Genomic DNA, 14,902 nt, shown 5'->3' with positions numbered 1-14,902 from the left:
CGCCGATTCGGGCGAGACAGCAGGACGCGGTCCTTCAAGCATTCAGAACAAGGAGCCTTGCACCGGTTCCATAGCCGGCGCGGACAGCGCTTCGACCGGAATCCACTCGCCATTCGACGTGGCCACGCCAGCCTCCACCGGCTTGCCGGCGAACATTGGCGCCACTGCAGCCACGTAGCGCATAAGCTGGGCACGATAGGCGGCATGTTCCTGCGGCAACAGACGCAGCTTGTAGTCGATGATGACGACCCTGTCTTCGAATTCGACCAGGCGGTCGATACGCAGCAGCCTGCCCCTTGCATCATAGAGTTCGACCTCATTGCGCGCGGACATCGCATCAAACGGCTGCAGCAGCCGCGACAGCGCCGGAGCCGCGAGCATTGCCTGCACCGCGCCGACGGCCTCTTCCACCTGCCCCTGCCATGCCTGCCGCGCGCCTGGCGAGCCGGCTCCCGCCAGCGGGAACCAGCGCAGCACGGTCGGCACGTCCGGCACGGCATCGAACGCTTCGGGATAGCGCGTGATCCGCTCCAGCAGTGCGTGGATCAGTTCGCCATGGCGGGCCGCGGCGGCATTGAAGACGATGCCTTCGGATGCATCAGCCGAAGTTTCAAGCAGTGGCTCGCCCATGCCATCCGAATCATCATCAAAGGCCACCGCGTCCGCCGCATCGCGATAGCGCAGCCGGAAATCCGTGAAACGCACAGGCTCGCTCAGGCGCGATGCCGTGGGCAGGTTATCCGCCAGCGTGGGCGGACGCTCCGCCACGGCTTCGGCCACGCCGGCCGCCTGCAGGCGCACATACCAGCTGCCCGCGATCTCGCTGCCCGCTTCGACTTCGGCGTTGCGGCTCGCCCGCCCCCTGACGCCGCTGACCAGCAAGCCCTGCTGCGCGCGCGTCATCGCGACGTACAGCAGGTTCCAGTTTTCGCGCTCGCCCAGCGCGGCTTCGGCCTCGAACAGCGGCGCGCGGGCCAGCCCGCGCTCGCTGCGCTTGCCGTAGGCCGAGAAATGCCGCGGCACGCGCGACTCCGGCGACCAGTCGATCAGGATCCCGCCACGATCGGGCGCCGGGTCGCTGTGATTCGCATCGAGCAGCACGACGAACGGCGCCTCCAGCCCCTTGGCGGCGTGGACAGTCAGGATATGCACGGCATCCAGGCCCGCCTGCGTCAGGTCCTCGTCGGCGGGTTCGGCGTCGTTCGCCATGCCGCCCTCGTCAGGGCTTTCCTGCTCGTCGCCGCGCCGGATTTCCTGCAGCTCGTCGATGAACTTCGGCAGACTGGGATAGCGGCCGCCATCCAGGTCGAGCGACAGCTTCAGGAACGCATCGAGGTTGGCCAGCACCTGTTCGCGGATATCCGGCGGCGCCGCTTCGGCGTAACGCCGCCGCACTTCGCCGCCGTGGAAAATCTGGTCGATCAGGTCATGCACGGGCTGGTGCGGCGCGAGCCGCAACCAGTGCCGCAGCCGTGCCACGCCTTCGCGGACGGCATCGGAGCAGAACTGCGGCACGCCGCCTGCCTCGATGCGCGCCCACCAGCCGCCCTCGCCTTCCTGTTGCGACAGCGCTATCAGGTCATCGTCGGTGGCACCGACCAGCGGGCTCTTGAGCACGTGGGCCAGGTCCAGGTCCGACTCCGGCGTCATCAGGAACGCCAGCAACGCAGACAGGTCCAGCGCCTCCAGCGTGGCCAGCAGGCCGCCACGGCGCGGGCTCAGGCACGGGATGCCGGCCTCGCGCAGGGCGCGCTCGTAGTCCGCCAGATGGGTCTTGCGCCGCACCAGCAGGTGCATATCGCTCCAGCGCGCCGGCCGCTGCCCGCTACCCTCATGAACCGGGACCGTGTCGTGGATATGGCGCAACCATGCCGCGACGCGCCGCCCCTCTTCCAGGCGCAGCGAATCGCCCTCGTGCAGCCGCGGCTGCAGCAGCGTATCGCGATGGCCGGCTTCGGTTTGCACATCCGAAGGCGTGCCATTTTCCGGGGCCGCAGCGGCCGATCCGCCGTCCTCAGGCTCCACCAGCGGCAGCAGCCAGACCGGGCCGCCGCCTTCCGGCAACGCGGTGGTCTGCGTCTCGTAGAGCGGATAGCGGCCCTCGCCTCGCGCGGCATCGAACACGGCGTTGACCCACGCCAGCACTTCGGCGCGGTTGCGGCGGGTGCGGTTGGTGCGCAGCACCGTGGCCCCGAATTCCGCCTGAAGCATCGCGCTGGCGGCACCGAACAGGCGCGCGTCGGCGCGGCGGAAGCGGTAGATCGACTGTTTGGGATCGCCGACCAGGAACACCGTCGGGCGCTCGCCCAGGCCCGCATAGCCGGCCAGCCATCCCTGCAGGATGCGCCATTGCAGCGGGTTGGTATCCTGGAATTCGTCGAGCAGCAGGTGGCGGTAGCGAGCGTCGAGACGCACCTGCAGATAGGTGGCGGTCTCCTCCTCGGCCATCAGGCAGGCGGCCTGCCACTCCAGGTCGGCGAAATCCATCGCGCGCTGCTCGCTCTTGTACTGCTGGTAGCGTTCCAGCAGTGCGTCGCCGAGACGATAGAGCGCCAGGTTGACGGCAAGCACCGCGGCCTCGCAGCGGCGCGCGCTGATCTCGTCGAGCATCGCGCACAACTCGCCGTGCTGCGCCACCAGCGCATCGGCCTGCGATTCCCCGCCGGCCGACTTGACCAGCGCGCTGGTCCGGCGCAGCGAACGCGGACTGCCCGCAGCAGTGAAGAAGGCCGTGCGCAACAGGCCGAACGCGTGCTCGGCCGGCTTGCCGGCGGCCGCTCCGTCCTCGCGCCAGGTGCCGATGGCAATCAGTGCGTCCTGGATGCGGCCCGCATGCGCTTGTTCGGTCTTGCCGCCGGCACCCAGCCGCGACGCCAGCGACTGGCACATTTCGAGCCATGCTTCGTCACTGAGCACCGGCACCAGGACGTCGCCCTGCGCATCTTCGCCAAGGCAATCGGCCAGCGCCTGGGCGGGGTCGCCGCCTTCGCGCATGGCCCACCACTCGCTGCGTGCATGGAACATGGCGTCGAGCAGGCCGCGCGCCTGGAACTCGCCGACTGCATCCACCAGCGTCTCGTACGCCTGCCGCAGCTCGGCATAGCGCGGCGCCGCGAGCGAGCGCCAGACCGGGGCCCATGCTTCGCGCTTCATGCGCAGCGAGTCCTCGCGCAGGGACGCGCCCGGCACGACCCCGGACGCAAGCGGTGCGCCCCGGAGCAGCGTGCCGAACCAGCCGTGAAAGGTGTCGATGGCCATGCGTCCGGGCGCCGCCAGTACCTGCGCATGCAGGCGCCGGGCACGCGGCAGCGCTTCATGCGCGGCCTGCGTCGTCATGCCGCGCATGACCAGCGCCTCGACCACCGCCTCGTCGCTGTCGCGCGCCATCTGCGCGAGCACTTCCAGCAGGCGCTCGCGCATTTCCTCGGCCGCCTTGCGCGTGAACGTGATGGCAAGCACTTCGTGTGGCGCGGCACCCGCCAGCAGCAGGCGCACCAGGCGCGCCACCAGCAGCCAGGTCTTGCCGCTGCCGGCGCAGGCTTCCACCACCACGGAACTGGCGGGATCGCAGGCCGCGCGGGTGAAATCGGGCTCGCTGACGGGCTGGCCGTCGCGCAGGTAGGCGTGGACTGTCATGATGTCAGCACCGGCACGGCGGTGGATTCCCAGAAGCCCTTGCGGCACAGGCCGCGGGCACTGCAATACGTACAGGCCGACGCGTCGCCGAACGCCGGCAACCGCGCGCCCTGGCGCAGGCGCATGACGTCGTCGCGCATCTGCCGCTCCAGCCACGCCACGGCGGCGTCGAAATCCGGCAGCTCGACTTCGCGCTGCGGCGCGGCGGCGCCTTCGCGCGCGCCCTCCAGCGCCACCCAGCTTCCGCCGACCGCATCGGCACGCAGCAGGCCATAGAACGGCAACTGGCAATCCTCCTCGACCTCGCTGGTCTTGCGCTTGAGGCGCGTGGCGCTCTGCGTCTTGTAGTCGAGCACGGCATGCGTGCCATCGGGTCCCTGGTCGAGCCGGTCGATGCGGCCGTTCAGCCGGATCGGCTGGCCGTCCGGCATGGGCAGGTCCACGCCGGCGTCGACCTCGCCGCCGCGCCAGAACCATCCCTGCGCTTCGCGCGCGGTCTGCCAGGACACATAGGAAGGCAGCACTTCGCACCAGCGTCGGTAGTAGCCGATCGCGTTGCCGTCCTCGGCCATCAGCGCGCCGAAGACGTCGTCCGAGATTTCGCGCAACCGCTCGAGCCGCGCCGCTTCCGGCACCGCCTCGCCGCGCTCGCGGCGCGCCAGCAGTTCGCGGTGGTAGCGCAACAGCACGCGGTGCAACAGGTCGCCGATATCGCGCTTTTCCAGGTCGTCGCTGACGATCTCGAGCCCGGCCAGCCCCAGCATGCGGCCGGCGAAAAACTGGTAGGGACAGCGACGCAGCATGTTGTAGGCCTGCGCGCTCCAGCGGGCAGGCACCAACTCCGGTGCCGCCGGCGCGGGCATGCCGCGCGTATCGGCGAACGTCTGGTGGATGAGCGGCGCCATCGCCGCTTCAATCGTCACGCCCGCACGCGCGCAGCATGCGGACAGGCGCTCGATCCAGCCGGACACATGCTTGGGCTCGCCGCGCCCGCCCAGGCGCTGCCAGGTCAGGACCACATCGTCATTGTTGAGCAGGACTTCCGCGAGGTCGCGGGCCTGCTGCGCAAAACGCGCCTCGCGGTCTTCCAGTTCCAGCTCGCGGCGCATCTGGTTGGAGAAGAACATCAGCTCCGCGGCGCTGGACGGCAGCTGCGCGTCGTCGCAGCCCACCACCACGACCCCGTCGAAGCGCCGCATGCGCGCGCCGTTCAGCGGCAGGATCGTGATCCGCGCCGCGCCGCTGGCCGATGGCTCCTTGTACGCCACCGACTCCAGCAACGCAGACAGCATCGACCGGAATTCCGCCTGGGACAGCGTGGCGTGCGCACTGGTTTCGTCGGACGGCAGCTCTTGCAGCCGCGCCAGCGCGTCAAGCAGCTGGCGGCCAGCCTCCTCCGCGGCGAGCGCGGCCCGCATGCCGAGCGCGTCGAGCGTACCCTCCAGGCAACCGAGCCACATCGACAACGGATGCTGCGCAATGCCGCGCGGCCAACGAGCCGCCTCATCGGCGAGCACGAGGAGCAGGTCACCCGCGCTGCGGCGCACAGCTTCCGCACGCTGGACTTCCGCATCGTCGGCGTCTGCCGACACGGATGGCAGCGCGCCGGACAGGTGGCGCAGCCGGTCCCATCCGCCGCTGATACCGTCGCGCCGGACCTGACGCTCGATCAATGCGATAGCGGCGCCGCGATCCGGAAATTCGGGCAGGCAGAAGGGGCTCTTCAGCAAATCGAGCAGCGCGGCAGTGTCGCCATCGCGCACCAGCAGGTCGAACCAGCGCATCAGCGCCGCGGCCGCGCGCGTGGTGGAGAGCTTCCAGCCTGTTTCATCGCGCACGGGTGCGCCCGCGCGGGCCAGCAACGCCCGCACGCGCCTTGCCACGACGCGATCATGCGCGACCAACGCAATGTTGCGCCGGCCTGCGTTGAGCCATTGCACGAGCTGATCGGCCGCGGCGGCCGCTTCATCTTCGAAGCGCGCCGCGCCGATGACGCGGATCGATGGCCGCGCTTCCGGCAACACGGGCAGGGCCTGCGTGAATGGCGGCGCATCGTCGTCAGTGGCGATACGTGCCTCGGGCCACAGGGCAACCAGCGTCTCAAACCAACCGGCGGCTTCATCCTTGTGTTCGGCTTCGGTGGCCCCGGACCAGTCGTAGCCAACCGCGAGCACCGGCACCAGCTCGGCGGCATCGTTCAGGAACGCGGACTCGATCGGCGTCGGCGGCGTCGGGGCGATCCACACGACCGGCCCGCCGAGTTGCCGGGCAAGCTGCCGCAACGTGCGCCGGCGCGATGGCATGGGATCGTCGGGACCCGACAGCGCCTGCCAGAACGCCAGCACGATGCGCGCCTCCTCGCCGAGCATCCGCTCGGTCAGATGCGCATAGGTCCGTTCCAGCGCGCCCTGCAGCAGCGATGCGCGATCCGTGCCGTCCATGGCTTCGCCATCGCTCACGGCGACATCTTCGAGCCAGCGCGTATTGAGTTCGTCGCAGATCGACAAGAGGGTCTGCGCCAGGCCCCACGCCGCGGATTCCGTTTGCGCGCCGAACGAGCGCCTCAGCCAGTCCTGCGCGCGCACCGCCTGCTGCACGGCCAGCAGGCGCGCAGCGGGGCTGCGCACCGGCGTGCCATCGGGCGGCAGGTCTAGCAGCCAGTGGCCAAGCGTCACGACGCGCGGCAGCAACCGCGGCCGGCCGGCCGCGCGCGCCACGGCATCGAGCGCCATGCGCACGCCTGGAATCTGCGCTGCGGTCGGCACGACCACATGCGCGGCGGCTTCCGGCACACCGCAGTGGTCAAGAAAATGCCAGGCAGCCGCAGCCGCCTGGTCGAGGAAATCCGGGCCGGGACGAAAGCGGAGTGGTGTCATGGGCGCGCGTGCCGCGGGTCACGCGGACTGCGTGAGGCAAAGGGTGAAAACAAGGGGAAGGAAACGACGGCTATTGCGGGAACAACGAAGGCCGCTTCCCGCGCACTGAAATGTCAGCGCGCGGGGCGATCTGCAAATCGCGCGGGCTGCCCCGCACCGGATTCAGTCCGAACCGCCCTCCAGCCGCGCCCGGATCTCGCGCGCGGTTTCGAGCAGGCCTTCATAGCCCGAGCGCGCGTGCTCGGGCAGGTCCGGGTCGCCGACCAGCGTGCCCAGGGTTTCGATGATGCTGTATACCAGCCCCTTGGCCGCGCCGCTGGCAATGCTTTCAGTCTCGACCGCGCTGCTGATGTGGTCCAGCGCGTCGCTCAGGTGTTCCACATCCGGAGACGCCGGCTCGGCGTCCGGCTGCGTGGGCTTGCGGGAATCAGGAGTCATGTCGATGGCCTTGTCAATGGCGCATGGCGCGCAGGAAGTGCTGTCCTTCTATTCTACGCGTCCGGCGGCCGCATCCGGCACACGTGCCGGGCAAATCAGAGCCACAGACGACGTGCGGCATAGCCCACATCCTCGATTGCGGAAATCTCTCGGCGCCATTGAAACAACCATTCATGCGCCGCGCAAATCCAAGGCAGAATATATGCACCGCCGTCGATTATCCGGACTGCCAATGGGCTCTTTTGGGTGCCGTCTTGAAAATCCGCAAACTGGTAACATATCGACGAAACCGGCGCGCAACAGCCGCCGCCGCGGAGAATCCCCGAATGTACCGTCAGGCGAATCCTGGGATTCTCGTGTAAGGTAGCAGTTCGGCCATTCCCAGCCATTGACATAAACTGAGCGAAACCAGAGGTTTTCCGCCATGAGTGAACAAATCAAGTATGTGAGCGACGCCTCGTTCGACGCCGACGTCCTCCAGTCCGACAAGCCGGTCCTGCTCGACTTCTGGGCGGAATGGTGCGGCCCCTGCAAGATGATCGCCCCGATCCTGGACGAAGTGGCCAAGGACTACGGCGACAAGCTGCAGGTCGCCAAGATCAACGTCGATGAGAACCAGCAAGTGCCGGCCAAGTTCGGCATCCGCGGCATCCCGACGCTGATCCTGTTCAAGAATGGTGCGGTCGCGGCCCAGAAGGTCGGCGCACTGTCCAAGTCGCAACTCACGGCGTTCCTCGACGGCAACCTGTAAGCGCTTGCATGCCGGAGCCCTGGCATGGGCTCCGGGTTTCCCACAATCCGATGTGCGTGCGCCACCCCCTGGCGCGCCGGTCGGATTGTGCTAAGATGCCACCAACAACTTCCCCGAGCGTTCGCTCATTTCTTTCCCCCTTCCCTCTAGGTCTCGCCCGTCCGGGCTTCTGTACCCCTTGTCTATGCACCTGACAGAACTCAAATCGCTTCACGTGTCTGCGCTTCTCGAAATGGCGGCAACGCTCGAGATCGACAACGCACAGCGGATGCGCAAACAGGAACTGATGTTTGCGATCCTGAAGAAGCGCGCCAAGATGGGCGAAACCATCTACGGAGACGGCACCCTGGAAGTTCTGCCGGACGGTTTCGGTTTCCTGCGCTCGCCGGAAACCTCGTACCTGGCCAGCACGGATGACATCTACATCAGCCCGTCGCAGATCCGCCGCTTCAACCTGCATACCGGTGATTCGATCGAAGGCGAAGTGCGCACGCCCAAGGACGGCGAGCGCTACTTTGCCCTGGTAAAGGTCGACAAGGTCAACGGGCAAGCGCCCGAGGCGGTGAAGAACCGCATCATGTTCGAGAACCTGACGCCGCTGCATCCGAACCGGCCGCTCCAGCTCGAACGCGACATCAAGGCCGAAGAGAACATCACCGGCCGCATCATCGACATGATTGCGCCGATCGGCCGCGGCCAGCGCGCGCTGCTGGTGGCATCGCCGAAGTCCGGCAAGACCGTGATGCTGCAGCACATTGCACACGCGATCGCCAACAATCATCCGGAAGCGGACCTGTTCGTGCTGCTGATCGACGAGCGCCCGGAAGAAGTGACCGAAATGCAGCGCTCGGTGCGCGGCGAAGTGGTGGCGTCGACCTTCGACGAACCGGCCATCCGCCACGTGCAGGTCGCCGAAATGGTGATCGAGAAGGCCAAGCGCCTGGTCGAACTGAAGCGCGACGTGGTCATCCTGCTGGACTCGATCACCCGCCTGGCGCGCGCCTACAACACGGTGGTGCCGGCCTCGGGCAAGGTGCTGACCGGTGGTGTCGACGCCAATGCGCTGCAACGCCCGAAGCGCTTCTTCGGTGCCGCGCGTAACCTGGAAGAAGGTGGTTCGCTGACCATCATCGCCACCGCGCTGATCGAAACCGGCAGCCGCATGGACGACGTGATCTACGAAGAGTTCAAGGGCACCGGCAACATGGAAGTGCACCTGGAACGCCGCCTGGCGGAAAAACGCGTCTATCCGTCGATCAACCTGAACAAGTCCGGTACGCGCCGCGAAGAACTGCTGATCAAGCCGGATATCCTCCAGAAGATCTGGATCCTGCGCAAGTTCATCTCCGACATGGACGAAGTGCAGGCCATGGAATTCATCATGGACAAGATGAAGGCGACGAAGAACAACGTGGAGTTTTTCGATATGATGCGCAGAGGCGGCTAAGCCTCCGGCATCTTCGTCCGAACAGAAAAAGGCGTGCCGTGGCACGCCTTTTTGTTTTGTCGCATTGCCAGGGCTGGCCCCGGCTTTTAGCCCTCACCGCACCATGCTCGGCAAACTGACCCAATTCCTGCGTACCCGCTCGAAAGCCCGCAAGCTCGAGCACTACGCCATTCCCGATGCGCTGTGGGAACGCACCGTATCGGCGCTGCCGTTCGTGCGGCGCTACGCCGAGGACGACCGGCGCGCGCTGCGCGAACTGGCCACGCTCTTCATCGCCGAAAAGGAATACTCCACCGCGCATGAGCTGCCGCTGACCGACGAAATGGTGGTCAGCGTCGCGGTGCAGGCCTGCGTGCCCATCCTGCGGCTCGGGATCGAGTGGTATCGAGGCTGGCACGGCATCGTGCTGTATCCGGGCGAGTTCGTCATCCGGCGCACGGTGCAGGACGAAATCGGGCTGGTGCATGGCGTCGTCGAGGAGGCCAGCGGTGAAGCGTGGGAACACGGCCCGGTCATCCTGTCCTGGCCCGATGTCGAGATGCCGGGCGGCGGCCTCGATACCGAGCACGATGTTCCGGCCGACACCTACAACGTCGTGGTCCATGAATTTGCCCATAAGCTGGACATGCTCGACGGCGAACCCGACGGCGTTCCCCCCTTCTCCCGGGTATTGCACCCCGGCGTCGATGCCGAAGCCTGGGCGGAGACCTTCCTGAGCGAGTACGACCGTTTCGCCGAAACCTGGGACCAGCATCCTGCGACAGCCTGGGAACACCCTGAACGGCTGCCGCCGGCCTTGCGCCTGATCGACCCGTACGGTTGCGAAGCACCAAGCGAATTCTTCGCCGTGACGGCCGAGGCATTTTTTGTCGAGCCGACAGGCCTGAAACGTCACTGGCCAGTGGTGTATCAATGCCTGGCAACTTTCTTCCGGCAGGACCCGGCCGGCACATCGGCGTAAGCTGTCAAATCCGCGGCTCGCCGGTCCGACGGAATTGCCGTTGCGCTTCCCCAAGCCATTGTTTTTCTGCCATAATCCCGGTTTGCCCGTAATCGGCAAGTGGTTCGTCTCGCGCCGCGGCAATGGGCCGGCAGCGCGCAACGGACTGGCTACCCAACCAGAAAGGAATCACCATGAAAGAAGGCATCCACCCGAATTACCGCGAAGTCGTGTTCCAGGACATGTCGAGCGACTTCAGCTTCATCACGCGCTCGACCATCCAGACGCGCGACACGATCGTGAGGGACGGCAAGGAATACCCGCTGGCCAAGATCGAAGTCTCGTCGGAATCGCACCCGTTCTACACCGGCACCCAGAAGATCATGGACACCGCCGGCCGCGTCGAGAAGTTCCGCCAGAAGTTCGGCAGCAAGCTGGGCAAGGCTGCGAAGTAATCGCTCCTGCGAACACCCGTTTGCGCGGCGCCAGCGGACCGATGTTCCGGCGCCACGCAGACCCGCAAAGAGGCAGCAGCGGCTGCCTCTTTGCATTTGTGCCCTCCTTACCGTTCCGGCCCTGGGCGCCGCCACTCGCTTGCGGCAGCCCGGCCGGTACCGCGCTGCTGACCCGATCCGCCGATGCGTGAAGCCAAGACTTCCCCCGTTCAGTTGACCGCCGCCGCAACGGGCGCGTTGCCGCGCGCCCTGCTGCTGGCGATCTGCATCATCTATGGGCTGACCGGCCTGTTCCACCGCGATCCGTGGAAGAACGAGGATGCGGCCGGTTTCGGCGTGATGTGGCAACTGGCCACGGGCGGCGCGCATGACTGGCTGATGCCCAACATCGCGGGACGTCCGTTCACCGAGGACGGGCCACTGGTCTTCTGGATCGGCGCGGCCATGATCCGCCTGTTCGGCGGCTGGCTCGGCGCCCCGGATGCGTCGCGCCTGGGCACGGCACTGTGCTTCTTCGGCACCTGCGCTTTCATCTGGTACACCACCTACCTGCTCGGCCGCCGGGACGAAGTGCAGCCGTTTGCCTACGCCTTCGGCGGCCAGCCCAGCGCGCGCGACTATGGCCGCACGCTGGCCGACGGCGCCCTGCTCGTGTTCCTCGCCTGCGTGGGGCTGGCGGTCCGGGGACATGAAACCACCGCCCAGGTCGGCCAGGTCGCGCTGATCGCCATGATCCTGTACGGGCTGGTGCGCAGTCTCGACAAGCCCGTGCAGGGCAGCCTGGTGTTCGGACTCGGCCTGGGCGCACTAACCCTGGCCAGCGGGCCGATCCTGCCGCTGGCCCTGCTGGTTGCCGCCACGATCTGCGCCGCCGTCTGCGCCCCGATGCCCGGTCGACGCCTGGCGGCCATCGGCGTGCCGCTGGCGTTGCTGATTGTCGCCGCCTGGCTGGCCGCCGCTTACTTCAGCGCGGCGGAGCGGCACGAGGCGGTGACCTTCATCCGCGAATGGGCCCGCTATGACCGGCGCAGCTACGGCGCGCCGAACATGCAGTCGTTCGGCTTCAATATGCGCAACCTGTTCCTGTACGCGTGGCCGGTCTGGCCGATCGCGGCCTGGGCCTGGGTGGCGTGGGCCGGCATGCGCCGCGCCCCGCATGTGGCGCTGCCGCTGGCGCTGCTGCTACCGACACTGGTGCTGCTGTTCCTGCAGACCAATGCCAGCGATGTCCAGTTCATCCTGCTGCTGCCGCCGATGGCGATCCTCGGTGCGTTTGCGCTGCCCACGCTGGCGCGCGGCGTGATCAACGCGATCGACTGGTTCGCCCTGCTGTTCTTCACCATTTTCGGTGGCACGGTGTGGTTCCTGTGGCTCGCCAAGACCACGGGCTGGCCACCGCGCATCGCGGGCAACGTGTTCCGGCAGTTGCCCGGCTACCAGCATCACTTCAAGCTTTCCTCGGTCATCTTTGCCTTGCTGGTGACGGTGGCCTGGGTGCTGGTGGTACGCTGGCGGCTGTCGCGGGCGCCCAAGCAGATCTGGCGCCCGGTGGTGATTTCCGCCGCCGGCACCACGCTGATGTGGGTCATGGCCATGACGCTGTGGCTGCCGTCGATCAACTACGGCAAAACCTACCGCGACGTGGTCGAGGCTGCCGCCATGGCGCTGCCGTCCACATACCAGTGCGTGCAGCCGATCCGCATGGGCAATGCCCAGCTTGCGTCATTCGCCTACTTTGGCCATTTCCGCTTCGGCGGCCCCGAAGACGGCTGCGACATCCTGCTGCGGCACGACAGCGCCGATTATGGCGAACCGAGCAAGATCTCCCATTTCGAATGGCGGCTGATCTGGGAAGGCCGCCGGCCCGCCGACCGGGACGAGCGTTTCCGCATGTATCGCCTGGTCGATACCTCGCGCACCACACACGCGCGGCCGGAACTGCCACGGCACCGCCTGCCCCAGTAATCCCAACCCTCCTGCCGACGGCATGGCTGGCGGCCGCGCCGCCGCTGCCGGCTGACTCTCGGGCGTGTGAGCACGCCTGTGCGGAACCGGCATGAACCTGCTTCACGATCTGCGTCGTATCGCCCATCTTGCAGCCCCAGTACTGGTCGGCCAGCTCGCCGTGATCGCATTCGGCGTCATGGATACCATCATGGCCGGCCGTGCGTCGGCGAATGACCTTGCCGCGGTCGGCCTTGGCGGTTCGATCTACGTGACGATCTATATCAGCCTGATGGGTGTCCTGCAGGCCCTCGCGCCGATCGCGGGCCAGCTTTACGGTGCAGGCCGAGGCGATCAGATCGGCAGCGAAGTCAGGCAAGCCGCATGGCTCGGCCTGGCCCTGTCCGTTCCTGGCGTGCTGCTGCTGACGTTCCCTGAGCCGCTGCTTATCTTTGCCAAGGCCCCGCCAGAACTCGTCGACAAGGCCAGCCAGTACCTGCATATCGGCGCATTGGGCCTGCCCGCGGCACTGGGTTTCCGCATCTACTCCGCGCTCAATAACGCGCTATCGCGCCCGGTCATGGTGACGGTGCTGCAAATCGTCGGCCTGGGCCTGAAGGTGCCCCTGAACGCTTGGTTCATCAACGGCGGCTTTGGCATGCCCGCCCTGGGCGGGCCGGGTTGCGCGCTGGCGTCGACGCTGATCAGCTGGGGCTGGTGCGTTGCGGGCGTGCTGATCCTTCGCCATAGCGCCGTCTATCGACCGCTGAATATCTTCTCCGCCTGGAGCTGGCCGGCGACGGCGCAGTTGAAGGCATTGCTGCGCCTGGGCGTGCCCATGGGGCTCACGTACCTGATCGAGATCACGTCCTTCACGCTGATGTCGATCTTCATCACGCGCATGGGAACGATCACCCTTGCCGGGCACCAGATCATCGCCAATCTTGGAGCCGTGGCCTACATGCTGCCGCTGTCGCTGGCCATCGCCACGTCGACGCTGGTGGCACAGTCGATCGGCGCGCGCGACATGGCGGGCGCCAGCCGGCTCGCATGGCGCGGCATCTGCCTGGCCGCCTCCCTCGCCTTGATAACAGGTTGCCTGCTCTGGCTGCTCAGGGAGCCCGTGCTGCATGCCTATACCAAGGATGCTGCCGTGGTGGCCGCCGCGCTACCGCTGGTATTGTTCATCGCCTTTTACCAGGCCTTCGATGCCGTGCAGGTCATGACCGCCTTTATCCTGCGCGCCTACAAGATCGCGCTGATCCCGACGCTGATCTACGCCGGTTCGCTATGGGGCATTGGCATTGGCGGGGGCTACGTGCTGGGTTTCGGCCTGATCGAGACACTGCCGGCCTTCACGCGCGGTGCCTCAGGCTTCTGGATCGCCAACAGCTTGAGCCTGGCCATCGCGGGCTGCCTGCTGGTGCGCTACTTCATGCGCATCAGTGCTGCGCAACGGCATTGATTGCGCGCGCCTGGCCGGCTCCAAACGGAACGGACGGTGCGACGCAGCACCATTGGCTTGACATGCGGAGTACAAAAGAAAAAACCCACATGGCATTAACCATGTGGGTTTAGTTTTGGCGGAGTGGACGGGACTCGAACCCGCGACCCCCGGCGTGACAGGCCGGTATTCTAACCAACTGAACTACCACTCCATATTCCATCGCCACATCGAGCTTCGCTCGATGTGGCAATCCAGACATATGATTACGCCTGATATTATGGCGTCCCCTAGGGGATTCGAACCCCTGTACTCACCGTGAAAGGGTGATGTCCTAGGCCTCTAGACGAAGGGGACAGAAACTTGTCTTTCAACACGCTCCGTCTCGCGTTGAGCAGTCCGTTATTCTAACAAACTTTTCTTCGCTTTGGAAGCATCTTTTTACTGCGATGCATCCTGAATTCTGGTGGAGCTAAGCGGGATCGAACCGCTGACCTCTTGCATGCCATGCAAGCGCTCTCCCAGCTGAGCTATAGCCCCTTATTACAGCATTTACTACGGCACTGCCTATTCACCGTTTCAGCATTAACGAAAATGCATCAGCGAATAAAAGGATTCTATACTGCCTTGATATAAACCGCAACACTTATTTACCGCCGCGGTGATTATCAGATAATCCTCTCACTTATAAGAAAAAACCCACATGGCATTAACCATGTGGGTTTAGTTTTGGCGGAGTGGACGGGACTCGAACCCGCGACCCCCGGCGTGACAGGCCGGTATTCTAACCAACTGAACTACCACTCCATATTCCATCGCCACATCGAGCTTCGCTCGATGTGGCAATCCAGACATATGATTACGCCTGATATTATGGCGTCCCCTAGGGGATTCGAACCCCTGTACTCACCGTGAAAGGGTGATGTCCTAGGCCTCTAGACGAAGGGGACAGAAACTTGTCTTTCAACACG

The 14,902-nt window shown here is 65.8% G+C and carries 9 protein-coding genes and 5 tRNA genes; 6 read left to right on the top strand and 8 right to left on the bottom strand.

What is annotated here, in order from left to right; all coding sequences use genetic code 11:
• Positions 1-42: 42 nt before the first annotated feature.
• From AC3FKH_RS19875 to AC3FKH_RS19865, 3 genes are all read right to left on the bottom strand, one after another.
• Positions 43-3,636: a UvrD-helicase domain-containing protein gene (locus AC3FKH_RS19875; protein WP_488677528.1), complete on the bottom strand. Its 3,594-nt coding sequence runs from the start codon at positions 3,634-3,636 to the stop codon at positions 43-45.
• The gene (locus AC3FKH_RS19870) at positions 3,633-6,512 is read right to left on the bottom strand and encodes a PD-(D/E)XK nuclease family protein (protein ID WP_488677527.1); all 2,880 of its coding nucleotides are present in this window, start codon (positions 6,510-6,512) and stop codon (positions 3,633-3,635) included. The genes AC3FKH_RS19875 and AC3FKH_RS19870 overlap by 4 nt, the downstream gene beginning before the upstream one ends.
• Positions 6,513-6,674: 162 nt before the next feature.
• Complete coding sequence (locus AC3FKH_RS19865; RefSeq protein WP_483708502.1) at positions 6,675-6,950, bottom strand: hypothetical protein; 276 nt, start codon at positions 6,948-6,950, stop codon at positions 6,675-6,677.
• A gap of 424 nt (positions 6,951-7,374) precedes the next feature.
• On the opposite strand from AC3FKH_RS19865, the gene trxA reads away from it, so the two are divergent.
• From trxA to AC3FKH_RS19835, 6 genes are all read left to right on the top strand, one after another.
• Complete coding sequence (gene trxA / locus AC3FKH_RS19860; RefSeq protein WP_029046118.1) at positions 7,375-7,701, top strand: thioredoxin TrxA; 327 nt, start codon at positions 7,375-7,377, stop codon at positions 7,699-7,701.
• Between the two features lie 184 nt (positions 7,702-7,885).
• Positions 7,886-9,148 (top strand): transcription termination factor Rho, encoded by a 1,263-nt coding sequence (rho, locus tag AC3FKH_RS19855; RefSeq protein WP_483708503.1) that lies wholly within the window; start codon positions 7,886-7,888, stop codon positions 9,146-9,148.
• Positions 9,149-9,251: 103 nt separating this feature from the next.
• Entirely contained in the window at positions 9,252-10,109 is an 858-nt protein-coding gene (locus AC3FKH_RS19850) for a M90 family metallopeptidase (protein WP_483708504.1), read from the top strand.
• 173 nt (positions 10,110-10,282) lie between these two features.
• A complete protein-coding gene (locus AC3FKH_RS19845; RefSeq protein ID WP_483708505.1) occupies positions 10,283-10,543 on the top strand; it encodes a type B 50S ribosomal protein L31 in 261 nt (86 codons plus the stop codon).
• A 183-nt stretch (positions 10,544-10,726) separates the two neighbouring features.
• Positions 10,727-12,508 carry an ArnT family glycosyltransferase gene (locus tag AC3FKH_RS19840; protein WP_488677526.1) on the top strand — a complete coding sequence of 594 codons (1,782 nt, stop codon included), beginning with the start codon at positions 10,727-10,729 and terminating at the stop codon, positions 12,506-12,508.
• Positions 12,509-12,599: 91 nt separating this feature from the next.
• Complete coding sequence (locus AC3FKH_RS19835) at positions 12,600-13,952, top strand: MATE family efflux transporter (protein ID WP_488677525.1); 1,353 nt, start codon at positions 12,600-12,602, stop codon at positions 13,950-13,952.
• A gap of 116 nt (positions 13,953-14,068) precedes the next feature.
• Here AC3FKH_RS19835 and AC3FKH_RS19830 read toward each other — a convergent pair.
• The 5 genes from AC3FKH_RS19830 to AC3FKH_RS19810 all read right to left on the bottom strand — a co-directional run bounded on the left by AC3FKH_RS19830 (position 14,069) and on the right by AC3FKH_RS19810 (position 14,881).
• Positions 14,069-14,145 (bottom strand) — tRNA-Asp (locus AC3FKH_RS19830).
• 67 nt (positions 14,146-14,212) lie between these two features.
• Positions 14,213-14,288 (bottom strand) — tRNA-Glu (locus tag AC3FKH_RS19825).
• A 107-nt stretch (positions 14,289-14,395) separates the two neighbouring features.
• Positions 14,396-14,471 (bottom strand) — tRNA-Ala (locus AC3FKH_RS19820).
• Positions 14,472-14,661: 190 nt separating this feature from the next.
• Positions 14,662-14,738 (bottom strand) — tRNA-Asp (locus tag AC3FKH_RS19815).
• 67 nt (positions 14,739-14,805) lie between these two features.
• Positions 14,806-14,881 (bottom strand) — tRNA-Glu (locus AC3FKH_RS19810).
• Positions 14,882-14,902 lie beyond the last annotated feature (21 nt).

This window comes from Cupriavidus sp. 21MJTG02-4 (assembly GCF_057798975.1).
Note: the sequence above shows the minus strand (reverse complement) of the source record. Positions and strands in the feature narration are given on the sequence as shown.